Source organism: Deinococcus sp. HSC-46F16, from assembly GCF_024171495.1.
GTDB lineage: Bacteria > Deinococcota > Deinococci > Deinococcales > Deinococcaceae > Deinococcus.
The window spans coordinates 30,238-55,769 of the sequence record NZ_JALJZW010000001.1; the positions used below are offsets into that span (position 1 = coordinate 30,238).

Here is a 25,532-nt window from a genome sequence, read left to right on the forward strand (position 1 = left end):
GGCCTCCGGAAGGGGAAGGGGGCAGGGGCGGGGAAGGGCGGCCCGGCTCATTCGTCCCCCTCCACCGTCTCCTGCGGGGCCACCTCGGTCAGCGCGTAGGCGATGGCGAGGCTGGCCCCCACGACGACCAGAAAGACGCCGAGGTCAAAGAGCAGCGCCGTCGCCCACTCGAACTCGCCCGTGACGGCCGTGGTGATGTAGCCGTAGTCGCTCTTGAGGTAGGGCCTCCCCAGCAGGTAGGGCACCAGCCCGGTCACGAAGGAGAGCGCCAGCCCCCAGGGAATCAGCCGCGCCGGGTCGGTCCGCAGCGCGGAAAAGCCGTAGGCGATGCGGTGCAGCACCAGCGCGCACGCGGTCATCAGCCCGGCGATAAAGCCGCCCCCCGGCGCGTTGTGCCCGCGCCACAGCAGCAGAAAGGCGAACAGCAGCACCAGCGCGAACACTGCCCGGCTGGTCGAGCGCAGGATGGGGTCGCCCGACAGCGGCGCGGGGGCCGGAGCCTCCCGGCCGGGGGGGGAAGAGGGGGGCCGGGTCATGGGCGCCTCCGGGCGGGCAGGTCCGCCGTGTCATCCGGAGCGCGGCGGGGGCGGCCGGGTTTGCCCAGCCGCACGAGGCTCAGCACCGCGAGCGCGACCATCCCCACCACCGTGATCTCGCCCAGGGTGTCGAAGCCCCGGAAATCCACCAGCAGCACGTTGACCACGTTCTTGCCGCCGCCGCCCTTGTAGCTGTATTCGAGGTAATAAGGTGAGATGGGCGGGGCCAGAAAGCGCACGCTGGAGAGCACCAGCAGCGTGATGCCCACCCCCGCGAGTCCGGCCACCGCCACGTCGAAGACGTACCGCCAGCGCGTGCGTGGCAGGTCGCGCACCCCCGGCAGGTACCGGAAGGCCAGCAGAAAGAGGATCACCGTCACCGCCTCCACCAGCAGTTGCGTCAGGGCGAGGTCGGGTGCCCGGAAGGCCAGGAAGGCCGCCGCGCTGCCGAACCCCGTCAGGCCCGTCACAATCACGGCCGTCAGGCGCCCGCGCGAGAGCAGCACCCCCACCGCTCCGGCGACGAGCAGCGCGGCGATGGGGAGCACCCCCAGCGGCAGCTCCCCGAAGGGGTAGAAGACCTGCGGCGCCCGCCACACCGCGTACCCGCCCATCAGCGCGGCGGCGGCCAGCATGATGCGGAGCTGGTCCGGGAGGGGCAGCCCCTGCGTCCGCGCGATCAGCCACGAGGAAAAGACGTTCACCGTCTGGGTCAGGCCGTAGTACGCCGTGTTCGCGTTCACGCGGGGGGTCAGGCGCTGGGCCAGCGTCTGAACCGCGCCCGATTGCCAGATCAGCGCGGCCCCCAGCGCCCAGGTCAGCCCCGTCGCCAGCAGCGCGGGCGTGACTCCGTGCCACAGCTTCAGATGCCCCTCGTAGGCCCCGAAGTTCAGTGCCGACTGCGCGGTGCGGGTCAAGGCCTCGGCCGTGCCGGGCAGCACCCCGAAGGCCAGCGCGGTCAGCGCGAGGCCTGCGGCGGGCAGGGTCAGGCCGGGTGGGGCCTCGTGCGGCTCGGCCCCGGCGGGCGCACGCGGCGCCCCCAGAAAGACCCGCAACAGCCGGAAGGAGTACGCGAAGGTCAGCGCACTGCCCGCCACCGCCACTGCGAGAAAGAGCGGTCCCTGGTGCAGCATCGCTTCAAAGAACAGCTCCTTGGAGATGAAGCCCCCCAGGGGCGGCAGCCCCGCCATGCTCATGGCCGCCAGCAGCGCCACCCCGAAGGTGACTGGCAGCGCCCGGCGCAGGCCCCCCAGCAGCGGCAGCTCACGGGTTCCCGTCTCGTGGTCGATGATGCCCACCACGAAAAAGAGGGCCGCCTTGAACGCCGCGTGGTTGAGCAGGTGCGCGGTCGCGGCGAATCGCCCCTCGGCGTCGGCCAGCCCGTAAAGGCTCATCAGCAGGCCGAGCTGCGACACGGTGGAGTACGCCAGCAGCGCCTTGAGGTCGGTTTGCCGCAGGGCCAGCCACGACCCCCACACCAGCGTCGCCAGGCCGACGGGCATGATGATGGCCGACCACAGGGCCGCCCCACCGAACAGCAGCCCGAACTTGGCGACGAGGACCACGCCCGCCTTCACCATCGTCGCGGAATGCAGAAAGGCCGACACCGGGGTGGGGGCCTCCATCGCGGTGGGGAGCCACAGGTGGAAGGGCAGTTGGGCGCTCTTGGTCAAGGCCGCCAGCAGCGTGAGCAGCAGCGCCGGGGTGAAATACGCCGACTCGCGCAGCGCCCCCACGTCCAGCCCCGAGAGCGACGTGCTGCCGCCTCCCAGCGCGATCAGGGCGACGGCGGCCAGCAGCGCGAGGCCGCCGAGGGCACTGACCAGAAAGGCCTTGACCGCCCCGTCCCGCGCCGCCGAGCGGGTGTGCCACAGCCCGATCAGGAGGAAGCTCGTCACGCTGGTCATCTCCCAGAAGCCGAACAGCGCCACGAGGTTGTCGGTCAGCACCAGCCCCAGCATCGAGCCGCCGAAGAGCAGCAGGTAGCTGTGAAAGCGCCCGAACCGCTCGCGCTCCGAGAGGTAGGCCACCGAGTACAGGCTCGCCAGCGTGCCGATCACCCCGATCAGCACGGCGAACAGCAGCGAGAACCCGTCCCCCCGGAAGGCGAGGTCGAGGTCCAGCGTGGGCACCCAGCGGGTCACCTCCAGCGCGGGGGTCGCCCCCGGCATCCGCAGCAGCTCGGGAATCAAAAGCAGGGCAGGCAAAAAGGCCGCCGCCGCGACGTACCCGGTGCGGCGGCCCAGCCTCGGCCCCAGCCAGGCGGCGAGTGCGGCCATCAGGAAGGGGAAGAACACGGCGACGGTCATGGACCGCCCGCCTGGGGGGAAAGAGGCCGTGTGGACATGGGCACCTCCGGGGACAGGCGCCGCCGCCCCACCTGGGGAACCGGGGGCGGGCGGTCGCCACTCAGCGACGAGAGATGAAGCCGTCCCCCTCCGGCTCCGCTGGTCCTCGGACCCGCGTGCCCCGGCCCGTAGCCGCCGGGCGCCGCGTCCGACCGGAGGCCAGTTTAGCGGACGGGGAAGGCCAAGCCGGGCGCAGGCAGTTGGACTTGCTCTCTGCCTCAATCCCCTAGACCGCGTGTCCGTCCTCTCCATCCTCCGGCATAAACTGATCCCATGTCGTCCCGCGCCGCGCTGTCCTATTGGCCCCGGTTCTGCCGGGTCTGACGCCGCGCTGCTTATCAGCCACCAGTCCCCGGAGGAATGCACCTCCGGGCCTTTTCGTTTGAGCCATAAAAGGACCCTCATGCCCCAGCCCGAACCCCAGGCCCACCCCTCCCGCACCGAGAACCTCAACGTCACGGCCTTTACGCCGCTGGTCACGCCGCGCGACCTCAAGGACGAACTGCCCCTCACGCCCGCCGCCGAAGCGACCGTCCTCGCCGGGCGGCAGGCGGCGCAGGACATCCTGGCGGGGCGCGACGAACGCCTGCTCGCCGTGGTGGGGCCGTGTTCGGTCCACGATTTCGGGGAGGCGGTGGCCTACGCGGGGCGCCTCGCCGGGCTGCGGGCGCGGGTGAGGAACCGGCTGGAAGTCCAGATGCGCGTTTACGTGGACAAGCCCCGCACGACGGTAGGCTGGCGTGGCTTTCTGATCGACCCCGACATGACGGGTGCGAACGACATGAACGCCGGGCTGCGCCGCACCCGCGAGCTGATGCTGCGCGTGTCCGAACTCGGCCTACCCGTCGCCACCGAGCTGCTCGATCCCTTCGCCCCGCAGTACCTCTTCGACGCGGTGGCGTGGGCCTGCCTGGGCGCCCGCACCGCCGAGTCGCAGACCCACCGGGTGATGGCGAGCGCGGTCAGTGCCCCGATGGGCTTCAAGAACGGCACGGGCGGCGGCCTCAAGCTCGCCGTGGACGCCATTCTCGCCGCTCGGCATCCCCACGCCTTTTTCACCATCGACGACGATGGCCGCGCCTGCGTGGTCCACACGCGGGGCAACCCGCATGGGCACGTGATCCTGCGCGGGGGGCGGGCCGGGCCGAACCACGCCGCCCCCTTCGTCGCGGAGGCCGCCGCGCTGATGGAAGGCGCGGGCCTGACGCCCGCCGTCATGGTGGACTGCTCGCACGCCAACAGCGGCTCGGACCATACCCGGCAGGCGGGGGTGTGGCGGGACGTACTGGGGCAGCGCCTCGCCGGGCAGACGGCCCTCCGGGGCCTGATGCTGGAATCCAACCTGCGCCCCGGCAAGCAGGCCATTCCCGCCGACCTGTCCCGGCTCCAGCCCGGCGTGAGCGTCACCGACGCCTGCGTGGGCTGGGACGAGACCGAGGCGCTCTTGTTGGAGGCGCACGCGGCGCTGGGGGGTTAGGGAGTGTCGCGGTACTTCGGGCGCGGCACCTGGCCCATCAGCCCCTTCCACTCCCGCGTCGGGAAGGTGGTGTAGTAGCCCTGGCCCCGGTCCTGGTCGTAGATGCTTGCCTTCTCCAGCGCCTTTTCGCTGGGCAGCACGGCCAGCAGGACGTCGTGCTGGTGCTTGGGCACGCTCCAAGTCACGAAAGATTTCGCGCGGCTGTAGGAGGCGGTGTTCACCCCGTAGAACCCGGCCAGGGTCCACTCGCCTGTGGGCAAGTTCCGGGGTGCGCTGGAGGCATTGGTGAACGTATTGCCCACCACCCACCCCAGCTTCTGGAAGCCCGCTGAGGTCCACAGGTCGGGGTCGGACGCGTCCGGCAGCCGCAGTCCGGCGCAGTAGAAGTTCCAAGAGTTGTGGTTCACCTGCCGGTTCAGGCCTACCGACGAGCCGCCATCCATCGTCACGCCTTTCTCCGGCTTCCAGTCCAGGTCCACGAACAGCCCCACGTCGCGCCCGCTCTCGCACAGGTTTCCGTTCCAAGCCTCACCCGTCAGCAGCAGCCGGGCCTGCCGCGTGCGGTTGGGCGAAGCCTCGAAGCGGCCCCCATCGTCGCGGGGCCGCAACTGATAGCGCCAGACCTTCGCCAGCCCCTCCTCCTTTTGCGGGACAAGCGCGAGGTAGAGGTACCGGGCCTTCGTCGGCACCCGCAGGTCGGCGGCGAACACCCGGTCACGCGGGGCCTCGGCCTCGTACAGCCGGGCAAGATCGGTCGTGGTCAGCTCATTGTCCCACCGCCACGTCGCCTGCCCCCACCCCGGCAGCGGTACGTTCTGCCACACCCACCCGCCTCCGCCCCCCAGCACCAGTACGGCCAGGACTGCCCAGGCGACCCGGTTGGTAAAGACGTGCCCCAGCAGTTGCCGGTTGGTGACGCCCACGTCGCCCATGCCCTTCACGGCGAGGTGTTCGGCCTCCTCGCGGCTGAAGCCCTCGGCCTCCAGCCGGGCGGCGCGGTCCATCAGGTGGGTGCGGAGTTCGGCGGCGGCCTCCAGGCGCTCCTGCCGGGGCAGGCCCAGGGTGGCGCGGTGGACGTAGCGGCTGAACACCCGGCTCATGCCCGCACCCCCCGGCGCAGCAGCAGGGCATTCACGGCCACCTGAAGCCGTTCCCACTCGGCCCGCCGCCGCGCGAGTTCCTGGCCCCCGGCGTCGGTCAGGCGGTAGACCTTGCGTGGGCTGCCACCCCCCGGCGTGGGCTGCCACTCGCCCTCAATCAGCCCGGCCCTGCTCAGCCGCAGCAGCGCGGGGTAGAGGCTCCCCTCCGAGAGTTCGAAGAGGCCCCCGCTGCGGGTGCCGATATGGTCGGCGAGTTCCAGCCCATAGCGCGGCTGCTCATGCAGGGCCGCCAGGATGACCAGATCGACGGTGCCGGACTTCAGGGGCGTCATGGGAGACCTCCAGGGCTAAGGCTTGTATCGCAAGGCTTGTATCACCTAGCTTGCAGCGTCACGGCCCCGGCGTCAACCCATTTCCTTCATGCCCACGGTTGCCGGGCGGGCCAACCCTCAGACTGTCTCCATGCGGTTGGTCGTGATGGGCGCAGCGGGCAGTGGCAAGACGACGGTGGGGCGCGAGCTGAGTGCCCGAACGGGGTGGCCGTTTCTCGACGGCGACGACTTCCACACGCCGGAAGCCCGCCGCCGGATGGCGCGGGGCGAGGCCCTGACGGACGCGGACCGCTGGCCGTGGCTGGAGCGGTTGCGGGCGGAACTGGGAACGCGGCCCGCCGCGGTCCTGGCCTGCTCGGCGCTGCGGCGGGTCTACCGGGACCGGCTGCGGGGACCGGGAGTCCGCTTCCTGTTCCTGCGGGTGCCGGAGCTCCTGTTGCGGGAGCGGCTGGCCGCCCGCACCGGGCACTACGCGGGGCCGGACCTGCTGCCCTCGCAACTCGCCACGCTGGAACCGCCGGGCCGGGACGAGCCGGACGTGCTGACCCTCAGCGTGACGGCCGCCGACACCCCCACCGCTCTCGCCGCCCGCGCCCTGACCGCGCTGGGGGCCGCCCGTGCCTGACCGGGCCAGAACCTTTGGCGGGGGCCGCAAGCCCTCCGAGCGGCCGAGCAAGGTCTGCGCGGTGTGCGGCCTGCCCTTTGCCTGGCGCAAGAAGTGGGAGCGCGAATGGGAGCAGGTCAAGTACTGCTCCGACCGCTGCCGGGCGGCGGCGAAACGGGGGGCCTCGTGACCGCCCCCGCCTACGGTCTGGTGTGCATGACGGTCGGCCCGGAGGTGCGTTTCCGGACCATTACGCTGACCAATTACCAGAAACTCTCGCCCGCCGAGCGAGAGGCCAAGCTGCTCGACCTCTACAGTGACAACATCGTGCGGGTGCGCCGGGCCGCCGACTTCTGCGCGGCGCGGGGCATCCGGCTCTACCGCCTGAGTTCCAGCCTCTTCCCGATGTTCGACCTGGAGGGGGACGACACCGGGCGGGCGGTGCTCGACCACCTCGCCCCGCAGATGCGGGAGGCGGGCTACGCCTTCGAGGACGCCGGGATTCGCGTGCTGATGCACCCCGAGCAGTTCATCGTGCTGAATTCCGACCGACCGGAGGTCCGGGCCTCCAGCGCCCGCGCCCTCGCCGCGCACGCGGACACGCTCGACCGCTTCGGCTTTCCGCGCTCGACCTGGAATCTGCTGCTGCTGCACGGCGGCAAGGGGGGGCGGGCGGCCGAACTCGCCGCGATCATCCCCGACCTGCCCGAGGGCGCCCGGTTGCGCCTGGGGCTGGAAAACGACGAACGCGCCTACGGCCCGCAGGACCTGCTGCCGATCTGCGAGGGGACGGGCGTGCCACTGATCTTCGACGCGCACCACCACGTCGTCCGCGAGAAGCTGCCGGACCAGGAGGACCCCAGCGTGCGCGAGTGGGTGCTGAGAGCCCGCGCGACGTGGCGGCCCCCCGAGTGGCAGGTCGTCCACCTCTCCAACGGCATTGACAGCCCGCAGGACCGCCGCCACAGCCACCTGATCACCGATTTCCCGAGTGCCTACCGCGACGTGCCCTGGATCGAGGTGGAGGCCAAAGGCAAGGAGGAGGCGCTCGCGGCGCTGATGGGTGCCCAGGCGGTGGGGGTGCAGGCGGACGTGGTGGCGGTCGAGGAGTAGCCTTGGCCCTCCCCTTCCGCGCTACCTTGGGGGGCGTGAACGTCGTCGTCTTCGATCTGGAAACCACCGGGCTCTCGCCCGAGCGCGACGCCATCGTGGAGATCGGGGCCATGCGGGTGCGGGACGGGCGCGTGCTGGATGACGAGCGCTTCGAGACGCTGGTGCGCCCGGTGAGTGGAGAGGGTCATCTGCTGAAAATCCCCTGGCGGGCGCAGCAGGTCCACGGCATCAGCGACGCGATGGTGCGCGGGGCGCCGGAGTTGCGCGACGTGCTGCCCGAGTTCCTCGACTTCGTGGGCGACTCGGCGGTGGTCGCGCACAACATCGGCTTCGACGGGGGCTTCCTGCGGGCGGCCACCGGGCGGCACGGCCTGCGCTGGGCGCCCCCGGCCGAGCACTGCACCATGCAGCTCTCGCGCTGCGCCTTTCCCGGCGAGCGCTCGCACCGCCTCGACCTCCTCGCCGAGCGGCTGGGGCTGGAGTTCGCCCCCGGCGGGCGGCACCGTTCCCTCGGGGACGTGCGCGTGACCGCCGAGGCGTATGTGCGCCTGCTGGAGCGGCTGCGGGTGGGGGTCTAGCCGGACCCTATTTCCGTGCCCCGGTCACCTTCGGCACGAAGACGATCGCGTTGGGCACCGGCCGACTCCAGACGGTGTTGAGGTAGCCGCCCAGCCCCGCATACCCGCCCGTCAGGTAGGCCGTCGCGCTCGACCCGCTGTCCAGCCGCACCGCGTCGCGCACGCCCGCTCCCGCCAGGGCCGCCGCGAACGCTTCCGGCGTGCCGTGCTCCAGGTAGGCGACGGTGGGCTGGCCCTCCAGCACCCCGAAGGCGACCTGCCGGGTGGCCCGCCAGATGCTCGCGCCCGTGTCGAAAGCCTCGCGCTTCGGGTCGAGGACCACCCGGCCCTCCCGCACCAGCAGCGGCCCGGCGGCGAGCGCGTCCTGCGCCCGCTCCCAGGGGGCATCGGTCGCCTGCCAGTTCACCGACACCGTGAGCCGGGCGCCCGGCGTGCGCGGCAGCGCGGGGAAGCGGGCGGGGTCGAAGGTCAGCGCCAGCACCCCGCGCGGCGGCGCGGCGGGACCGGAGACGACCCGGCTGACCCGGCCCCCCCCGGTCCAGAGGGTCGTCAGCCCCTCGGCCCCCACCCGCGTCACGCCGTCCCCCACGAAGGCCGTCAGCAGGGTGGGCCGCACTTTCGCGCCCACCCCGTTCACGGTGAGGGTGCCGAAGTCGCCGCCCACCACGTAGCGCGGCCGGGGATAGCCGAAGAGGGGCGTGCCCTGCGGGGTAAAACCCACCGCCGCCCGCTTTTCCAGGCTGCCCGCCGTCAGCAGGCCCCCCACCGCCACGAGGTCCACCGGCAGGCTGCTCGCGGGGTCGAAATAGCCGCCGTTCACGCCCGCCACGCCCCCCGCCGCCTTCACGAGCGCGGCCACGTCTCGCGCCGCGCCCACCGGAGCCGTCACCACGCGGGGCTGGAAGCGGGCCGGGTCGAAGCTCAGCAGGTGCAGCCCGCCGCGGGCGCGGTAGGTCACGCCCTCCGGCAGCGCCTCCGGGTTGATGGGGGGCGGCACGCGGGCGTCGAGATGGGTGGTCGTGTCGATCACGACCCGGTAGGGACTCTCCAGGGTGAAGATCTCGCTGGTGCCCCCGCCGGTGCGCAGGTGAACCCGTACGCCGTCCCCGGCAGGCTCTACCCGCAGCAGGTCGCCGCTGCGCAGGGCGGTTTCCGACGCGCTGCCCGTCACGCGCGGCAGCACCACGCTCAGGCCGCCGGACTCGCGCACCACGCTGTGGGGAGCCGCGGCGCTGAGTTCCAGCACGACCCGCTGCACCTCCACCGTGCGGTACACCGAGCGCCCCACCCGCACCGTGTCGAGGTTCGCCAGCGGGGGCAGGGAGGACGGGCTGGGGGCAGGATCGGCGGCAGGCAAGTCCGGGGAGGGCGGCAGCGTCTCCTCCGGCACGGTGGCGGGGGCAGCGAATCCGAGGAGGCTGGGCGTGTCCGCTGTAATCGGCACGCCCAACAGCCGCAGGGCGGCGAGGGGGACGTACAGGCTGGGACCAATGGCCTGCGGCGCGGCCAGCCCCGTCCCGCCCGGCAACGTGAAGCCCACCGCCCGCCAGCCGGTCCCCAGCGCGTGGCGCAACTCACGCTCGCCGTAGCGCAGGCGCACGTCCTGCGGGTCGTTGCGGACCGCCACGCCCAGCCGGGGCAGCGTCCAGACCGCCAGGGCCTCGCCCCCCCCCGGCAGGGTCCGCGTCTCCACCGCCGCCGCCTGCACCGCGCCGCCCACCGCCACCGGGCGGGCGGCGGCCCACGTCCCGGCCAGCCCCAGCAGGGCCAGGGCCACTGCTCCTCTCCTCCTGCGCCGCCTCGTCACGGGCGCGAGTGTACCGTGCCTGCCCCGCCCCCTGTCCATGCAAAACCGCCCGCACGGGGCGGGCGGCTGGGGGGAAGGCGGGTGGGCTTACTGCCCGGCGGGAATCAGCACGGTGTTGATGATGTACACGGTGCCGTTGGAGGTGGCGATGCCCTCGCCCTGGATGGTCGCGCCTCCGATCCGGGCACCCGTGGTGCCGCTGGGGCGGGTCAGCGGGACCTGCACATTGGCGGCGGTCGTGAGGTTGGGGCTCTCGGCCAGCGCCGTCGCGGTCACGCGGCCGGGGACCACGTGGTACAGCAGGATCTGCCGCAGGCGGGCGGGGTCCGCACGCAGCGCCGTCAGGGTGGCGGCGGGCACGGCGTTAAAGGCGTCGTTCGTGGGCGCGAAGAGGGTGAACTCACCGCCGCCCAGCGTCTCGGTCAGGCCCGCCGCGCGAATCAGCTCCGCGAGGATGCTGAAGCGGGGGTCGGTGGTGACAAAGGCCGCGAGGCTGCCCGCCGCCGGGGTGACGGTCGCGGTGGTCGTCGCAGTCGCGGTGCCCGTCGCCGCCGTGCCGGTGGTGGTCGTGGTCGTCGTGGTGGTTGCGGCGGTGGTCGCCTCGGCCGTGGCGGGCGCTTCTTCCACGACCTCGGCCGCCGGGATGGTCAGGCCGGGGGGCAGCAGCACCTGGTTGATCACGAAGATGGTGCCGTTGCTCGCGGTGGCGAAGGTCTCGGCGATCGGGGACGCGTTGACTGTCCGCGAGGTGCCGCTCTGGCTCAGGGACAGCACGCCGCCCTGCACCGAGGTCAGGCTGGTGCTGCTGGCAAGCTGCTCGGCCGTCAGGCGGCCCTGCACCACGTGGTAGGAGAGCACCTGCCGCAGCACGTCGGGGTTGGCGGCGAGGTTGGCGAGGGTCGCGTCGTCGAGGGCCGCAAAGGCCTCGTTGGTGGGCGCGAAGATGGTGTATTCGCCCGTCGTCAGCGTCTCGGTCAGCCCCGCGTCGCTGAGCAGGTCGAGCAGCGTGCTGAAGCGCTCGTCGGCCACGATCACGTCGTACAGCGTGTTGGTGGCGACGGTGGTCTCCGTCTCGGTGCTCGTCTCCGCCGCCGCGTTCGTCGACTCGGTCGTGGCCTCGGTGGTGGCCGTTTCCGTGGTCGTCGTCTCGGTGGTGGTCGTCGTGGTCGTGGTGGTGGAAGTCGTCGAACCCGTCAGCGGTACGGCGGGAATGCTCCGCAGGTCGAAGGCGGCGGGCGCCGTGACCGCCGGAGCCGTCGTCACGGGCGCGGCGGGGGCGGGCGTGCTCACGACCGGGGCAGCGGGAGCGGGGGTCGCCGCGGCGGGGGCAGCGGGCGGTACCAGCACAGTATCGATCACGTGAATCACGCCGTTGCAGGCGGCCACATCGGCGCGGGTCACGGCGGCGTTGTTGATCATCACGCGGTTATTCATCACGCGGACATTCACCGTGGTCCCCTGCGCGGTGCGGGCGCTCGTCAGGCTGCGGACCTGCGCCGCGCTGACCTTGCCGGGCACGACGTGGTACAGCAGCACGCTGCGCAGCATTTCCTCGTCGTTGAGGATCATGGCGAGCTGATCGCTGGGCAGCTTGGCAAAGGCCGCGTTGGTGGGCGCGAAGACCGTGAACTGGCCGCTCGCGAGCGTCTCGGTCAGCCCGGCTGCCTCGACCGCCGTCAGCAAGGTGCTGAACTGCGGGTCGGTGGAGACGATCTGCGCGATGCTGCGGCAGGTCGCGGGGTTCTGGGCGGCGGGAGCGCCCGCCCCACCCGCGAGCGCGGGGGTGGCGAGCATCAGGCTGAGCGTGAGCAGGTTGGTCTGCTTCTTCATGACATCACCTCGGGAATAGGGTTTGGAAAGGCTGGTCCGCTCCCCAATGTTCTACACCCCGCGCTGAAACGCAACTTCGGTAACCTTTCCCCCACAACTCATAAAAGAAAAAACGACCGAGCTTGGCCGCTTTCTCATGTAATTCCCAGATTGGTTGGGGCGGTTAGCGCCCGAAATACTCCGGCAGATCTGCCTCCGTGATCAGCACGTCGCGCGGCTTGCTGCCTTGGTGCTTGGAGACGATGCCCATCGCCTCGAGCATGTCCATCAGCTTGCCCGCGCGGGCGTGGCCCACCGACAATCGGCGCTGAAGCCGCGAGACACTGCCCTGGCCCTCCTCGATGCAGATCAATGCCGCTTGCCGCAGCAGGGGGTCGGAAAAGTCCATGTTGGCCTTGTCCGGGCCTGGGCCGCTCGCCTCCGGAGCCCCCTCAAAGTCCGAGCCGTAAGCTTCCACGAAGGCGTCGTCGAAGACCTGCCGCCGCAGCTCGTCCGCGACGCGGGCCGACTCGACCTCCGAGATGTACGGCCCTTGCAGGCGCACGGGCTTGATCAGGCCGGGCTGGTAGAACAGCATGTCGCCCATCCCGGTGAGGCGTTCGGCGCCCACCGAGTCGAGAATCGTGCGCGAGTCGTGGCTGCTGCTCACCGCGAAGGCGATGCGGGCAGGGACGTTCACCTTGATCAGGCTGGTCAGGATGTCCACGGAAGGGCGCTGGGTGGCGAGCACGAGGTGCATGCCCGTCGCGCGGGCCATCTGCGCGAGGCGCATGATCGCCGACTCGACCTCCTTGGGCGAGGTGATCATCAGGTCGGCCAGCTCGTCGATGATGATCACGAGGTGCGGCAACTCCGGCTCGCCGACCTGCCGCATCTTGGCGTTGTACTGCTCGAGGTTCTTCGCCCCGACTTGGCTCATCATCTTGTAGCGCCGCTCCATGTGGGCCACCGCGCCCAGCAGCACGCCCGCCGCGTCCATCGGGTTGGTCACCACCGGCCGCACGAGGTGGGGAATCCCGTCGTAGGGCGTCAGCTCCACCATCTTGGGGTCCACCATCAGGAAGCGCAGCTCGGTGGGCAGGTAGCGGTACAGCAGCGACGTGATCAGCGTGTTGACGCACACCGACTTGCCCGAGCCCGTCGACCCCGCGATCAGCAGGTGCGGCATCTTGGCGAGGTCGCCGACCATCAGCTCGCCGTCAATGCTCTTGCCCAGGATGATGGGCAGCTTGGCCCGCGTGCTCCGGAAGGTGGGCGCCGCCGCCGCCTGGTGGAAGGTGACGGGTTCGCGCTCGAGGTTGGGCACCTCCAACCCGATCACGCTCTTGCCGGGCACCGGGGCCTCCACGCGCACGCCGCCCACCGCCAGCGCCCGGGCGAGGTCGTTGGAGAGCGAGGCGATGCGGCTGATCTTCTCGCCGGGTGCGGGTTCGATCTCGTAGCGGGTGACGGTCGGCCCCCGCGCGAAGTCCACCACACGGGCCTGGAGGCCGAAATGCCGCAGCGTCTGGTCGATCACGGCGGCCCGCTGCTGCGCGGCGACCTGAAGGGCGGCCGGGTTGACCGTCCCCACCGGAATGGGGTCAAGCAGGTCGTAGCCCGGCAGCGCGATGTCGGTCGCGCCCTGGGCCGGGCGGCGGCGCTCGGGCTCGGCGCTCTCCCAGGGGGCAGTAGCTTTCGCCTCAGGCTGAGGCTGCGGGGCCGGGCGGGGAGGCGCGGCCCGCACCCCATCGGTTCCGGTGCCCAGCAGCACATCGGGCTCGGGCGGCACGGCGGACAGGACCGTCGTGCTGGGGGAGGGGAGGGGAGGGGAGGGGTCTTCCGACCCGTCCGTCTCCTCAGGGAGCAGGCGGGTGAAATCGAAGTCCAGCGTGGGGGCGACCGCTCCGGCCGCGTCCTCGGTGTCCGGGCGGGGAGGAGCGGTCTGGCCGAGCGGCACCGCCCCCACGGCCATCGCCGCCGCGCGTTCCAGGGCGTCCTGCTGCGCCCGCTCCAGCCGTGCCCGCCACCCCGTCTGATCGGCCAGGGTGCCGTCCGGATCGCTGGCAAGCGCTTCGGCGAGGGCGGCGGCGAGTTCGGTGGGTGCCCGGTCGAAGGCCGCCGTGAGGTCCGGCCAGCCGGGGTAATGCCGCTCGCGGGCTCGCCAGGTGGTGAAGTCCTCGGCGAGGTCGCGCCAGGCCCCCACCCGCTCGCGGTGCGCGGCCTGCTCACGGGCCAGCACCCCCGCGTCGGGCTTGGCGAGGGCCTTCTCAGCCGCCTGCCGCTCGCGCTCCAGCTTTCCGGCGCGGGCGGCGAGGCGTTGCAGGTCGGTCACGAGGCCACGACGCAGCCGCTCCAGCGCCCCGCTCGCCAGGGTGCCGGGCAGCTCCACGCACAGTTCGTGGCGCCCGGCCCGGACCTCGTTCGCGGCGGCCTCGGCCTGGGCGCCCGCGTCGGGGGCCTCGGCGGCCACCTCGGTCCGCAGGTCGCGGGCGGCGTTGCCCACGAAGGTCGTGGTGACCTCGCGCCAGGCCTTCAGGTCGCCCTCCAGCCCCTTGAGGCCCGCCTCGTCCTGGCGGCGCAGGTCGCGGGTGGCGGTCCGGATTTCCTCCTGCTGGTCCCGCAGGGCCTGGGCGCTGGGGTACAGGCGGCGCAGCGCCTCCAGCTCGCGGGTCTGCGCGGCCAGCGCCTGCCGCACCCCGCCCCGCGCCCGCGCCGCCTCGCGCCCGTCCTGCCGCGCCTCTATGGCCCCCTGCACCGTGGTCGTCGCGCCCCCCAGCAGCACGCTGATTCCCCGGAAAAAGCCCTTGAGGAGTATGAAGGGCGGCAGCCGCAGCATGATCTCGATGCCCAGGGTGAGCACCACCAGCGGCAGCAGGGCGGCGGCGTAGCTCAGCGCCCCCGTGAGCGGGGCCATCACCCGCGCGGCTCCCTCCCCGGCGGCCCCCGGCACGAAGACCTCGTGCAGCGCCAGGAGGGCCGCCACCACCACCGCGCCGCCCAGCACCCGCCGGGTCAGGCCGGAAAGGTCGCGGCCCAGGAAGACCAGCACCCCGTAACACACCGGCACCAGCGGCAGCAGGACAGCGCCCCAGCCCAGCCAGCCGGTCAGGGCCTCGTTCGCCTGCGCCATGATGCCGCCGCCCGTGAAGAACTGCGGCAGCAGCAGCGTCACCGCCAGAAAGATGCCCAGTGCGAACAGCACCAGGCCCAGCGCCTCCCCGTCGAACCGACTGGGGGGAGGAGCCGTTTTTGCACGAGCCTTCGCCATACCGCGCAGTGTAGCCCACCCCATGCCCGCGCCGCCCGCGCCCAGCGCTACTTTTTGCCCCGACCACCTGTGATGCGGGCGTGACGGGATGTGGTCCCGCCGTGGGGAGCCGGGCGCGGCATGGATAATGCCGGGGTGACCCTGATCCTGCCCCCCGCCCTCGCGGACGCGCTGTGGGCGCACGCCCGCCGCGAGGCCCCGCGCGAGTGTGTGGGGGCTCTTGGCGGGCACGCGCACGGTGAGGCCACGCATGCCGCCGCCCTCTACCCCCTCCCCAACATCGCGCCCGACCCCGAGCGGACCTACCTCGCGGACCCCGGCCACCTCCTCAGGGCGCTGCGGGCGATGCAGCTCGGTGGGCAGACGCTCGTTGCCCTGTATCACAGCCACCCGCGCGGCCCGGCGTGGCCCAGCGATGCGGATACCCGGCTGGCCGCCTACCCGGTCCCCTACGTGATCGCGGACCTGCCCGCCCGGCTTCTCACCGCCTACCGCCTGCCGGGGGGCGAGCGGGTGGCGCTGCGGGTGGGGGATTCGGATGGCTGAGGCGCGTATCCACGCCCTGCACGGCTTTATCGGCAGCGGCAAGACGACCTTCGCCCGGCGGCTGGAGCGGGAGTTGCCGGGCATGCGCTTTACCAGCGACGAGTGGATGGTCGCCCTGTACGGTCAGGACCCGCCCGCCGACCTCTTCCCGATCTACCACTCGCGGGTGATAGCCCTGATGGAGACGCAGTGGATTCGGGCGTTGGACCTCGGCGTACCCGTCATCCTCGATCACGGCTTCTGGACGCGGGCGAGTCGGGACGCGCTGCGGGCGAAGGCCGCCAGGTTAGGAGTACCTCTGACCTTCCATGTGCTGACCCTGCCGGATGAGGAGGCGCGGCGGCGGGTGCGGGCGCGGAATGAGGTAGACGGGACGATGTATATCGCGGACGAGACCTATGCGCTGTTTCGGGAGCGGTTTGAGGCGATGGGGGCGGATGAGGTGGGCGTCATGGTGGGCAAGAGGTCTTGATTGCCGTTTTCCCCTCCCCCCCAGCCCCCCTCCCCGGAGGGAAGCTCTAGCGCCGTTGCCGTTACTCCTGCCTCTTGAACACCTGATTGCAATAGAAAGCTCGGCAGCTCAGCCAGTTTTTTCTCCCTCCCTCCTTGTGGGGGAGGGCTGGGGAGGGGGGTGGCAAGCAACGCTTGCCCTTCCTGACTCTGGCAGCCCCCGCCACACCCCCCTACCCCATCCTTCCGATCCGCTCCAGCAGCAGCTCAAAAAAGGCCCCGTCGTCCACCTCCACCGCCACCTCCACATTGGCGGGCTTTTCCGTCACCCCGTAGCGGTCGCAGACGGTGCGCCCGAAGTTCAGCCCCTCGTGCGTTTCTACCTGCACGTTCATGGGCTGCATCCGGCACAGCTCCGGGCGGATGGCGGCGGCCACCGCCAGCGGGTCGTGGAGCGCCCCACCGCTCAGGCCGTAGCGTTCGCGGTACACGTCCGCGTAGAAGGTGAGGAAGGCCGCGCTGACGGCCCCCGCGCGGTTCCCCAGCGCCCGCAGCCGCTCTACCCGCTCGGGCGTGGCAATCGCCTGCATGGTCGCGTTGAGGCCGAACATCCGCACGCGGGCGCCCGAAGTCAGCACGATCTGGGCCGCGTGGGGGTCGGCAAAGGCGTTGAATTCGGCCGCCGGGGTGCGGTTTCCCTCGCCCGTGCTGCCGCCCATCCAGATGACTTCGCGCAGCAGCCCCGGCAGATCGGGCGCCAGCCGGAAGGCGAGGGCTACGTTGGTCAGCGGTCCCGTGGCGACCAGCGTGACCTCGCTGGGCCGTTCCCGCACCGTCTGCACGATGAAGTTGACCGCGTGCTCGGCCTCCGGCCCCCGTGACGGCTCCGGCAGGTCGGCGGCGGGCAGGCCGCTCTCCCCGTGGAACTCGGGAGCGGCGGCGAGGGAGCGCAGCAGCGGGCGGTCGGCCCCTGCGTACACGGGCACGTCGGCCCCCGCCAGCGCCAGCGTCACCCCGGCGTTGCGGGTGGTCCGGTCCAGCCCCACGTTGCCGTGCACGGTCGTGAGGGCGAGGATGTCCAGTTCCTCCGGGCTGGCAAAGGCGAGCAGCCAGGCGATGGCGTCGTCGAGGCCGGGGTCGCCGTCCAGAATCACGGGCAGGGGAGTGGGCATGGGGCGAGTCTAGGGCCAAAGAGCAGCGGCCCGCCTCCAACCGGAGACAGGCCGCTGCGGGGCTGGGGACTACTTCCCGACGAACACCGCCGTCGTCAGCGCGGGGACATTTAGCGTGCCGTTCTGCGCCTTCGCACCGCGCACGACCGGATCGGTGGACTTCGCCAGGACCGGGTGCAGATCGAGCCGCAGGTTCCGCAGGCTGGCGTGGGCGAAGTTCACGGCCTGCCCGCTCCCGTTGAACACCACCACGATGTCCCGGTACGGCTGACCCTGGCCGGGCTGCCCGCTGAGCCTCATCACGATCACGCCGGGCGTCTGGTTTGGCCCGGTGTTCAGGAAGGTCAGGGCCTGGGACACCTGCGCCCCCGTCTCCAGCCGGAAGAGCTTGGAGCTGGCGCGAATCTGGAGCGTTTCGCGGAAGTGATCGGTGGCGCGGATGGCGTCGGCGGGCGTGACCTTCAGGCTCGCGTCGCCCAGCAGCGTGCGGTACAGCGGCCAGTTGCCCTCATTCTTCTCGGCGGGCGGCAGGCCCCGGCCGAAGCCGTTGTCGCGGCCCGTCCAGTCCACCGCATTGAACCAGTCGCCGCTGTTGTACGAGTCGCCATCGAAGCTCTTGGAGCGCAGCCGTTCCTCGCCCGCGTGGAAGAAGGGGATGCCCTGCCCCAGCCCGACCACGCTCACGGCGAGGTTGTTCATGCGGACGCGCTGCGCGGTCGTGGCCGTGCGCGGCGCCTTGAGCAGCACCGCGTCCCAGAGGGTCTGGTTGTCGTGCGCCGAGGCGTAGTTGATCGTCTCACGGGGGCTGGCCGCGTACCCGGCAGGCGCCCCGTTGTAGGAGAGGTCCTTGCCCGCCACCGCCACGCCCGCCGCGTTCGTGAGGCGGTAGTCGCGCAGGTTCCCGGTCAGGCCGATCCGCACGAGGTCGGCCAGCGCGAGCGCCCGCGCCCGGTCGGTGTTCTGCGGCAGACCGTTGGGCAGCGTCGCCAGCCCAGTGGCGAAGCCCTGGTCCTGAAGCCCGCCGAACGGGTTCCCGCCCCGCACCGCGTCCCGGATACGGTCATTGAAGGTGCCGATGCCCTGCCCGTAGAGGTTGAGCTGGGTGGCGTTCACGCCGCGCTTGTTCTTCTCGACCTCCCCGAAGTCCCAGCCCTCGCCGTAGACGTAAATCTTCTTGCCGTCCACGCCGTCTTTCTGCACGGTCAGGCTGTCGAGCGCCCGGCGCACGTTCTGCATGTTGAGCAGCATGTGGTGGCCCATCAGGTCGAAGCGGAAGCCGTCGACCTTGTACTGCCGCGCCCAGGTCAGCAGCGAGTCGATCATCAGCTTTTCCATCATCCGGTGCTCGGAGGCGGTGTTCGAGCAGCAGGTACTCGTCTCCACCGCGCCGTCCAGATTGAGGCGGTGGTAGTACCCCGGCACAATCCTGTCCAGCACGCTGCGCTCGGCCTGACCCGCCGCGTTCGTGTGGTTGTACACCACGTCCTGCACGACGCGCAGCCCGGCCCCGTTCAGCGCCGCGACCATTGAGCGGTATTCCAGGGTCCGCTGCGCCGGGTTCACCGCGTAGCTGCCTTCCGGCACCGTGTAGTGGTAGGGGTCGTAACCCCAGTTGAAGCCGTCGGCGTCGCGGGTGGCGTTCACACGCTTCTGCTGCTCGTCGCTGCCCGGCGGCAACTTGGCGAGGTCGGCGGGGTTGGGCGCCTTCCACTCTGCCCTGTTCTCGTTGATGGTGGCGATGTCGAATGTGGGTAGGAGGTGAACCGCCTTCAGGCCCGCGTCTGCCAGCGACCCCAGGTGCTTCATGCCCGCGCTGCTGCCCTGGGTAAAGGCGAGGTATGTCCCACGCTGCGCGGCCGGGACCGTCTGGTCCAGCACGCTGAAATCCCGCACATGCAGTTCATACAGGCTGAGGTCGGAGACGCTCGCCAGCTCGGGCTTTTTCAGGGTGTCCCAACCCTTGGGCTTCATGGCCGCGTCGTTCAGGTCCGCGATGATCCCGCGCGTGGAGTTCAGGCTCAGCGCCACCGCGTAGGGATCGGTGACGAGGTTGGTCTCGACCTTCCCAGTACTGGGCGCGAAGACGCGCACCTCGTAGCGGTAGCCCAGGCCCTTCCAGCCCGGCTCGCCCGTCGCACTCCAGACGCCCTTCGCGTCGCGGGTGAGGGCGACGGTGCGCTCGCCGCTGCCGTCCGCGTTGGAAAGGCGCAGCTTCACGTCCTGCGCGGTGGGTGCCCACAGGCGCAGGGTGGGGCGCCCCCCCGCCCAGGTCACGCCGAGGGGACCGTCATAGGCGTACAGGGCGTCCAGCGCACGGGCGGGCTGCACTCCGGTCGCGCCCAGCAGGGTGCCGTCGGGCAGGGCGCTGCTCACGGCGAGCTGGCCGCGCAGGGCGGTGCCGATTTGGGCACGGTCCTCCTCGCGGACCCGCAGCAGGGCATATCCCGCCAGGTGGGGCACCTGCGCCCGTAGCGCGGCGGTCATCCCGCCCTCCACCGGCAGCAGCGTCAGCGTGTCGCCGCCCTCCACGCCCGCCGGGGTCAGCTTCAGGGCGGCGGTGGGCGAGGTGTGCAGGGTCAGGAAGGCGCCGGGCTGCACCAGCTCGGGCCGCACCGCCACGAGGTCCGCGCCCACCATGATGGCCTGCTGCTTGGTCAGGTCGCCCACCGTGCGGACGCTGGTGTCGGGGCGGGTGGTGTAGACCTCGGCCTTGCCGCTCACCACCCACGCCTGATTTCCTGCCGTCTGCGCCAGGCTCTGGTCGGGGCCGGGGTCCTTTTCGTCGCCCTTGTGCACGATGAAGTTCAGTTTCTGCCAGCCGTCTTTCACAGGTACGTCCCAGTACACGCCGAAGGAGTTCGTCCCCGTCTGCGGCAGAGGCTTGGTCCACTCGGTCGGCGTCTTCGCACCCTCCCAGACGTGGAGGCCCCAGCCCGCGTAGTTGCCGTCGGGTCGGTAGTAGTTGATGCGGGCGGTTCCGGCGGGGACGGGGGCTTCCGGCGAGACGTACGCCAGCTCCGCCTGGCCGCTCTGGATCAGCACCTCGCGCCCCTTGGTGGGGTCCGCGAACTGGTCGGGACCGGGGTCCTTGGTGTCGCCCTTGTGGACGATCAAGCCGACCTTCTGGGCGCCCGGCTTGAGGGGCAGGTCCCAGTACACGCCGCCCGCGTCCTGCCCGGTGGGGGGGAGGGGCTTGCTCCACTCGACCTGGGCAGTCGTGTCCTCCCAAGCGTGGAGGCCCCAGCCCTCGTACTGGCCGTCGGGCCGCACGTAGCGCACGCGCAGCACGTTGGCGGGGATGGGCTGCGTTGCGGCAGGCTTGGCCGCCTGGGCGAGGAGGGGCCGGGGGGCGGAGGCAGGCGTCTGCGCCAGCGCCGGGGCGGCAGCGAGCGCCGCAGTCAACAGGACAAGCAATCTGGACATGGGTAGCGCGATTCTAGCCCCGTGAACCCCGCTTCACGCCCGGCACACGCGCCCGCCCGCGCCCCGGCCTAGCGTGCCCCCATGACCGGACGCCGCAGCGACGAACAGAACGATGCCCCCCAGGAGCAGCGCAGCACCGACTCGGAAAGCGCCACCAAGTTCCCCACGCCGCAGTCGGGCGTGGTGCAGGACAGCCCCGGCACCACCGACCTCGGCTACGAGGGCACGGGTGGGCTTGACGAGCAGGGCAACATGAAGATTCCCGAGGGCGACCCCATTCCCCGGATGGGCGACACGTTGGACGAGGAATAAGCGTCAGAACAGCGCCCCGCGCATTGTCGGCGGGGCGCCCTCGTGTGAAGCGGGATGCTTACCGCACGTCCACGAGTTCGACATCGAAAATCAGCGTCGCATTGGGCGGAATCACGCCGGGAACGCCCGCCGCCCCGTAGGCGAGGTGGCCGGGAATGGTCAGCCGTGCCTTGTCGCCCACCCGGAGCTGCGCGATGCCCTGGTCCCAGCCGGGGATGACGTAGCCCACGCCCAGCGGGAACTCGATAGGCTCGCCCCGGTCGCGGCTGGAGTCGAACTTCTGGCCGTTCTCCAGCGTGCCCGTGTAGTGGACCCGGACCATCTTGCCCGCCTGCGCCGGGGTGCCCTGTCCCTCGTGGTACTTCTCGACGATGAGTTCCTGAGCGGTCATGCGCTCCAGCCTAGCCCCCGCCCCGGTTCCGCGCCCAGATTCTGAAGCGCGGGTGAAGGCGGCGGCGCCCTTCGGCAAATGCTCTAGCATGCCCCGCGTGACGCCGCCTGCCCCTTCCCTGCGAGCCTCCGGCGGCTGGCGCGAGGTCTGGCGGGTCTGGATTCTGGGGGCGCTGCTCCCGGTGTGGCTGGCGACCACCTTCGGGGCGACCCTGGCGCGGGTGGACGGCGACTCGATGGAGCCGACCCTCCACAACCGCGACCTCTTGCTGCTGCTCAAGTACCCGCGCTGGCTGCGGGCCTGGGGCGTGCCCACCGCCTACCCGCAGCGCGGCGACCTGCTGATCTTCAAGGCGCCCGCCGACAGCCCCTACAGCTATGACACCCGCCTGGGGCTGCGCTACCGCCCCTACAACGTCAAACGCCTGATCGCCCTCCCCGGCGAGACGGTGGAAATCCGGGACGGGCAGGTTGTCGTGAATGGCCGCGTGCTGGCCGAGAGTTATGTCAACGGCGGCGTGCTGAGCGACCAGCCGCCCGTGCAGGTGCCCCCTGGCAAGGTCTGGGTGCTGGGGGACAACCGCCTGATCGGGGAGAGTCTGGATTCCCGCGCGTATGGCCCGGTGGACCTGCGCGACGTGGCGGGACCGGCCAACCTGCGGCTGTGGCCGAAACCTGCGCTGGTGGGTGGGCCAGAGGCCAGAGGCGACGGGTCCTGAGTCAAGGCTGCTCGGATTCTGGCAGCCGTTCGCCCGCCCGTACGGGCACGGGCAGCCAGTGCTCGCGCGGGGGCAGGGGGCACGTCCACCCGTCCCCATACGCGCAGTACGGGTGGTAGGCGAGGTTGAAGTCGAGGCTCACCCGCAATCCCTCCGGGGTGCGGGCCAGCGGCGCGTCGAGGTAGCGCCCGGCCCCGTAGGTGTCCTGCCCGCTGGTGCCGTCGCGGAAAGGCACAAAGACCCGTGCGGGGGCCTCATCGCTGGGAGGGGCGAAGAGGGTGAGGCGGTGGGGGCCGTCCGGCAGCGGCAGCGTGACCTCCCCGAAGCGGGCCATCGGGCGCGGCTCACCCGTGTTCGTCGCTAGGGTGACCTTGGCGCCGTCGCCCGGTTCGACGGGCAGCACGAAGGTCCACTCCGGGTCGGGGGCGAAGTAGCTCAGGCCGTGGAAGTCGGCCAACGCGTCCGCAGGAATAGGCCCCTTGCCCGATGCGAAGTGCGCGTCCTTGCGGCGGCGGAAGTCGAGCAGGGCTTCTGCCCAGGCCGCGTCCCCGGTCACCAGTCCACCCGCAGGCGCTCGCCCGCGTACTCCACCACGTCACCCCGGCGCAGTTTTTTGCGCCGACGCGTCTCGATCTCCCCGTTGACCCGCACTTCGCCGCCCTGCACCCGGAACTTGGCCTCGCCGCCGGTCTCGACCATGCCGCGCAGCTTCAGGAAGTCCTGAAGGTCGATGGTGTCGCGCTCGTCGCCTGTCATGGGGGCAGGGTAGCAGGGGAAAAGCTCTCAGCCGTCAGCCATCAGCTTTTTTTGCTGACGGCTGATGGCTGAGAGCTGATGGCTAGAACTTGTACTGCGCCGAGAACAGCCGCACGTCCGCGTCGTCCACCTTGCGGTCGGCGTTGAGGTCGCCCGCCAAAGCGCCCGTCTTGCCGTAGTTGTTCATCAGCAGGGCGAGGTCGGTCAGGTCGATGGTGCCGTCCCCATTAAGGTCCGCTCCGCTGAGGCGCACGCGGGCGGCAGCGGGCGTCCACTCGCGCAGGCCAAGTTCGCGGGTGAGTTCGGTTCGCAGCACCTCTGCCAGCGGCAGCGGCCCCTGCGGGTTGAACTCGATACGGCGCTCGCCGCCCACCGTCAGTGTGCGGGCGGCCACGTCGGGGTTGAAGGGCACCGTGCCCCCCAGCACCAGCACCGGGCCGCCGCTGGTGTCCAGGGTGACCGGATTCTCGGGCGTGCTGAGGGCCGCCAGCGCCGCCTCCACCGCGCGGGTGAGGTCCGCGCCCTGGGGACGCAGCTTCACGCTCGCCGCGCCCGCCGTGCCCGCCAACAGCGCGAGGGCCAGCAGAGAAACCCGCCGCATCACTGGCCCCCCCGCGCCGCCCGCAGCGCGTCCCGGAAGGCGGCCGGGTCAGTGGGAAAGGCGTTTGGGTCGGCAGGAGCGGTCGCGGCTGGGGCTGTCGTCGCGGGTGTGCTGGGGGTGGCTGGAGGAGTTGTCGGAGTCGTCGCGGCCGGAGGGGTTGTGCCTGTCGTTCCCGTGGTCGTGGTTCCGGTCGCCGCCGGAGCAGTGGGCGTCGTTGTCCCAGGCGCGGTCGTCGTGGTGGGAGGGGTCCCTGCTGTCCCCGTGGTCGCCGGAGTTGTGGGCGTGGTCGCCGTTCCCGTCGCCGCAGCGGGCGCAGTGGCCGTCGCCGTGCTGCTCGTGGCGGCAGTATCGGCAGCCGCGGCACCGGGCCGCGTCACCTGCCCGTTTACGATGGGATAGAAGCCCTGCGAGAAACCCACCAGCGGGCTGTCCATTCGCCCACCGTAGAGCAGGAAAAAGCCCTCCTGCCCGGCGCGGAGTTCCGGCACGCCTTCCAGGCCCGCGAGCACGTACAGCGCGGGCTTGCCCTCCCGCTGCGGCAGGGCCGCGGGGTCGCCCACCACGGCCTCACCCACGGTGAGGGGGTAGACCACCCAGGTCACGTCGCCCTCGGTGACGCGCGTGGACGTTCCCAGCGTGGCCCGCACGATGATCGCCGCCTTGCGGGCCTGCTGGGTCAGGGTGAGGGTCGGTGCCGTGGTCGCCTGCGCCGTGAGTGGAGCGGCTCCCAATGTCAGCGCGGCCAGCAGCGCCAGCGTCCGCTTCACTGTCCGCCCCCGCTGCCCGGTGTGGTGGGGGGGGTGGGATTGGGAGCGGACGGCGCGGCAGGCGTAGTGGGGCTCGGCGTGGTCGTCACCGGGGTCGCGGCGGGCGGCGTGGTCGTGGACGACACCGGGGCCGTGGTGCCCGTGCCACTCGTCGCCGGGGCCGGAGTCGCCGTCGGCGCGGGGGCAGGCGGGGCGGGTAGCTTCTGCTCGGCCAGCAGCTTCCCGGCCCCGTCCCGCGCCTCGAACGCGAAGCGCGTGGTGTCCAGCTTGACGACCTTTTCCGGCTTCATGCCCACCAGGGCGACGCGGGTGCCGTTCGCGGGCACGCTCTTGAAGCCCAGATCGACCGTCAGGGTGCGGCCCGTGACCTTCCAGAACAGGACCCCGGCAGCGTCGGCGGGCTGCACGCGCGTCACCGTCACGCCCTCCGGCAATTCCCAGGTCACGCGGGCGGCGCGGACGGTGCGTGGGGCGGTGATGTTCAGGGGGATGCGGGTCTCGCCGCGCAGCTCGCCGTTCGGAAGCTGGGGCTTGAGGGCCAGCGCGGGCAGCTCGTTCACGTTGAGGGTGTACTCGCGCACCTTGGAGCTGAGGTTGGCGTCGGCCGTTTCCAGCGTGAAGGTGTACGCGCCCGTCTTGGTGGGCGTGCCCGACAGCCGCAGGCCGCTGAGGGTCACGCCGGGGGGCAGCGTGCCCGAGGCGAGGCGCACCGTGTACGGCCCCGCGCCGCCCGAAACCGTGACCGGGGCCTCGTAGCGCTCGCCCGCGTAGGCCACCGGCAGGCTGTTCGTCGTGAAGTTCAGGGCGTCGCGCAGGCCCGTCGCGCCCGACCCGGTCGGCAGCGTGTCGCCGCACGCCCCCAGCACCAGGGTGCCGAGCAGCAGCACGCACGCGGAGGTGACTTGTCGCATGGGGGGAGTTTAGCGGGCCGGGATGAGGAGGGGAGGGGTGGGCACTCAGTTTCGCGCGTTACTGGCACCCTGGGCAGGAAAGCGCCGGGGCCAGTGTTGACCCTCTCCCCCTGCGGGTGACTTGCAAAGCTCCGAACGAGAGGGGGCGTGTGACCCGCCTGGGCGCCCCCTCAGAATCAACGGAGCCTGCCCACTGGGTTGAGAGAACAGCATGTTCCGGCTGGCATTCGGCAGGACGCCCTCCCTGGGTCGAACGCCTCTGCCAGGACAGGGCGTCGGGCCGCCGTCCTTGCCCTTCACCCCCCCGACTTCAGCCCCTCCCGCCCCCGCGCCTCAGCCCCGAAATAGAGGGCACCCGTCAGCGGGTCTACTGTTCCGCTGCCACGTTCTAGACTCGGGCGCAGGCGCCAGAAGCCCCATAGCAGCGCGGCGGGAATACCGATCAGCCCCAGCCCAATCAGGAGGTCCGTCATGGCTCAGCGTACCGCGTTTTCCCGCCAGCCCCGGCGC

At 71.4% G+C, this 25,532-nt stretch carries 25 protein-coding genes; 9 read left to right on the forward strand and 16 right to left on the reverse strand.

Annotated features, from left to right (window positions below; translation table 11 throughout):
* Positions 1-47 precede the first annotated feature (47 nt).
* Both L1280_RS00260 and mbhE read right to left on the reverse strand, forming a co-directional pair.
* The gene (locus L1280_RS00260; protein WP_253579995.1) at positions 48-536 is read right to left on the reverse strand and encodes a Na(+)/H(+) antiporter subunit B; all 489 of its coding nucleotides are present in this window, start codon (positions 534-536) and stop codon (positions 48-50) included.
* Positions 533-2,845, reverse strand: coding sequence for a hydrogen gas-evolving membrane-bound hydrogenase subunit E (mbhE, locus tag L1280_RS00265; protein ID WP_253579996.1), 2,313 nt, complete (start codon positions 2,843-2,845; stop codon positions 533-535). The genes L1280_RS00260 and mbhE overlap by 4 nt, the downstream gene beginning before the upstream one ends.
* 442 nt (positions 2,846-3,287) lie before the next feature.
* Here mbhE and L1280_RS00270 point away from each other — a divergent pair, with 442 nt between their 5' ends.
* A complete protein-coding gene (locus L1280_RS00270) occupies positions 3,288-4,361 on the forward strand; it encodes a 3-deoxy-7-phosphoheptulonate synthase (RefSeq protein ID WP_253579997.1) in 1,074 nt (357 codons plus the stop codon).
* Here L1280_RS00270 and L1280_RS00275 read toward each other — a convergent pair.
* Together L1280_RS00275 and L1280_RS00280 are read right to left on the reverse strand one after the other, a co-directional pair.
* Positions 4,358-5,461 carry a permease prefix domain 1-containing protein gene (locus tag L1280_RS00275; RefSeq protein ID WP_253579998.1) on the reverse strand — a complete coding sequence of 368 codons (1,104 nt, stop codon included), beginning with the start codon at positions 5,459-5,461 and terminating at the stop codon, positions 4,358-4,360. The genes L1280_RS00270 and L1280_RS00275 overlap by 4 nt on opposite strands.
* Positions 5,458-5,793: a PadR family transcriptional regulator gene (locus tag L1280_RS00280; protein WP_253579999.1), complete on the reverse strand. Its 336-nt coding sequence runs from the start codon at positions 5,791-5,793 to the stop codon at positions 5,458-5,460. Before L1280_RS00280 ends, L1280_RS00275 begins: the two co-directional genes overlap by 4 nt.
* Positions 5,794-5,923: 130 nt before the next feature.
* On the opposite strand from L1280_RS00280, the gene L1280_RS00285 reads away from it, so the two are divergent.
* Genes L1280_RS00285 through L1280_RS00300 form a run of 4 tightly spaced genes read left to right on the forward strand, consistent with a single transcriptional unit; the run spans position 5,924 to position 8,088 of the window.
* The gene (locus L1280_RS00285; protein WP_253580000.1) at positions 5,924-6,418 is read left to right on the forward strand and encodes a gluconokinase; all 495 of its coding nucleotides are present in this window, start codon (positions 5,924-5,926) and stop codon (positions 6,416-6,418) included.
* Positions 6,411-6,587: a DUF2256 domain-containing protein gene (locus L1280_RS15770; protein ID WP_253580001.1), complete on the forward strand. Its 177-nt coding sequence runs from the start codon at positions 6,411-6,413 to the stop codon at positions 6,585-6,587. The genes L1280_RS00285 and L1280_RS15770 overlap by 8 nt, the downstream gene beginning before the upstream one ends.
* Positions 6,584-7,510, forward strand: coding sequence for a UV DNA damage repair endonuclease UvsE (gene uvsE, locus L1280_RS00295; protein ID WP_371922853.1), 927 nt, complete (start codon positions 6,584-6,586; stop codon positions 7,508-7,510). The genes L1280_RS15770 and uvsE overlap by 4 nt, the downstream gene beginning before the upstream one ends.
* Before the next feature lie 35 nt (positions 7,511-7,545).
* Positions 7,546-8,088 carry an exonuclease domain-containing protein gene (locus tag L1280_RS00300; protein ID WP_253580002.1) on the forward strand — a complete coding sequence of 181 codons (543 nt, stop codon included), beginning with the start codon at positions 7,546-7,548 and terminating at the stop codon, positions 8,086-8,088.
* Between the two features lie 7 nt (positions 8,089-8,095).
* On the opposite strand, the gene L1280_RS00305 is transcribed toward L1280_RS00300, so the two are convergent.
* From L1280_RS00305 to L1280_RS00315, 3 genes are all read right to left on the reverse strand, one after another.
* A complete protein-coding gene (locus tag L1280_RS00305; RefSeq protein WP_253580003.1) occupies positions 8,096-9,895 on the reverse strand; it encodes a phosphodiester glycosidase family protein in 1,800 nt (599 codons plus the stop codon).
* A gap of 87 nt (positions 9,896-9,982) precedes the next feature.
* The gene (locus L1280_RS00310) at positions 9,983-11,725 is read right to left on the reverse strand and encodes a fasciclin domain-containing protein (protein ID WP_253580004.1); all 1,743 of its coding nucleotides are present in this window, start codon (positions 11,723-11,725) and stop codon (positions 9,983-9,985) included.
* Between the two features lie 163 nt (positions 11,726-11,888).
* Entirely contained in the window at positions 11,889-14,975 is a 3,087-nt protein-coding gene (locus tag L1280_RS00315; protein ID WP_253580005.1) for a DNA translocase FtsK, read from the reverse strand.
* Between the two features lie 120 nt (positions 14,976-15,095).
* Here L1280_RS00315 and L1280_RS00320 point away from each other — a divergent pair, with 120 nt between their 5' ends.
* Complete coding sequence (locus L1280_RS00320) at positions 15,096-15,521, forward strand: Mov34/MPN/PAD-1 family protein (RefSeq protein ID WP_253580006.1); 426 nt, start codon at positions 15,096-15,098, stop codon at positions 15,519-15,521.
* Entirely contained in the window at positions 15,514-15,993 is a 480-nt protein-coding gene (locus L1280_RS00325; RefSeq protein ID WP_253580007.1) for an AAA family ATPase, read from the forward strand. Before L1280_RS00320 ends, L1280_RS00325 begins: the two co-directional genes overlap by 8 nt.
* Before the next feature lie 211 nt (positions 15,994-16,204).
* On the opposite strand, the gene L1280_RS00330 is transcribed toward L1280_RS00325, so the two are convergent.
* Together L1280_RS00330 and pulA are read right to left on the reverse strand one after the other, a co-directional pair.
* Entirely contained in the window at positions 16,205-17,143 is a 939-nt protein-coding gene (locus tag L1280_RS00330) for a nucleoside hydrolase (protein ID WP_253580008.1), read from the reverse strand.
* 69 nt (positions 17,144-17,212) lie between these two features.
* Entirely contained in the window at positions 17,213-20,566 is a 3,354-nt protein-coding gene (gene pulA, locus L1280_RS00335; RefSeq protein WP_253580009.1) for a pullulanase-type alpha-1,6-glucosidase, read from the reverse strand.
* An 81-nt stretch (positions 20,567-20,647) separates the two neighbouring features.
* On the opposite strand from pulA, the gene L1280_RS00340 reads away from it, so the two are divergent.
* Positions 20,648-20,878, forward strand: a complete 231-nt coding sequence (locus L1280_RS00340) for a hypothetical protein (protein ID WP_253580010.1) — start codon at positions 20,648-20,650, stop codon at positions 20,876-20,878.
* Between the two features lie 58 nt (positions 20,879-20,936).
* Here the strand turns inward: L1280_RS00340 and L1280_RS00345 are convergent, their stop codons facing one another.
* Positions 20,937-21,269 carry an FKBP-type peptidyl-prolyl cis-trans isomerase gene (locus L1280_RS00345; RefSeq protein ID WP_253580011.1) on the reverse strand — a complete coding sequence of 111 codons (333 nt, stop codon included), beginning with the start codon at positions 21,267-21,269 and terminating at the stop codon, positions 20,937-20,939.
* 88 nt (positions 21,270-21,357) lie between these two features.
* Between L1280_RS00345 and lepB the strand changes: the two genes are divergently transcribed.
* Positions 21,358-21,987, forward strand: coding sequence for a signal peptidase I (gene lepB / locus L1280_RS00350; protein WP_253580012.1), 630 nt, complete (start codon positions 21,358-21,360; stop codon positions 21,985-21,987).
* A gap of 1 nt (position 21,988) precedes the next feature.
* Here the strand turns inward: lepB and L1280_RS00355 are convergent, their stop codons facing one another.
* From L1280_RS00355 to L1280_RS00380, 6 genes are all read right to left on the reverse strand, one after another.
* On the reverse strand, positions 21,989-22,543 hold the full coding sequence (locus tag L1280_RS00355) for a DUF1684 domain-containing protein (protein WP_253580013.1): 555 nt from the start codon (positions 22,541-22,543) through the stop codon (positions 21,989-21,991).
* Entirely contained in the window at positions 22,540-22,743 is a 204-nt protein-coding gene (locus L1280_RS00360) for an RNA-binding S4 domain-containing protein (RefSeq protein ID WP_104991146.1), read from the reverse strand. Before L1280_RS00360 ends, L1280_RS00355 begins: the two co-directional genes overlap by 4 nt.
* A gap of 82 nt (positions 22,744-22,825) precedes the next feature.
* Positions 22,826-23,344, reverse strand: coding sequence for a hypothetical protein (locus L1280_RS00365; protein WP_253580014.1), 519 nt, complete (start codon positions 23,342-23,344; stop codon positions 22,826-22,828).
* Complete coding sequence (locus L1280_RS00370) at positions 23,344-24,111, reverse strand: hypothetical protein (RefSeq protein ID WP_253580015.1); 768 nt, start codon at positions 24,109-24,111, stop codon at positions 23,344-23,346. The genes L1280_RS00365 and L1280_RS00370 overlap by 1 nt, the downstream gene beginning before the upstream one ends.
* Entirely contained in the window at positions 24,108-25,022 is a 915-nt protein-coding gene (locus L1280_RS00375) for an Ig domain-containing protein (protein ID WP_253580016.1), read from the reverse strand. Before L1280_RS00375 ends, L1280_RS00370 begins: the two co-directional genes overlap by 4 nt.
* Positions 25,023-25,318: 296 nt before the next feature.
* Entirely contained in the window at positions 25,319-25,495 is a 177-nt protein-coding gene (locus tag L1280_RS00380; RefSeq protein ID WP_253580017.1) for a hypothetical protein, read from the reverse strand.
* Positions 25,496-25,532: the final 37 nt, after the last annotated feature.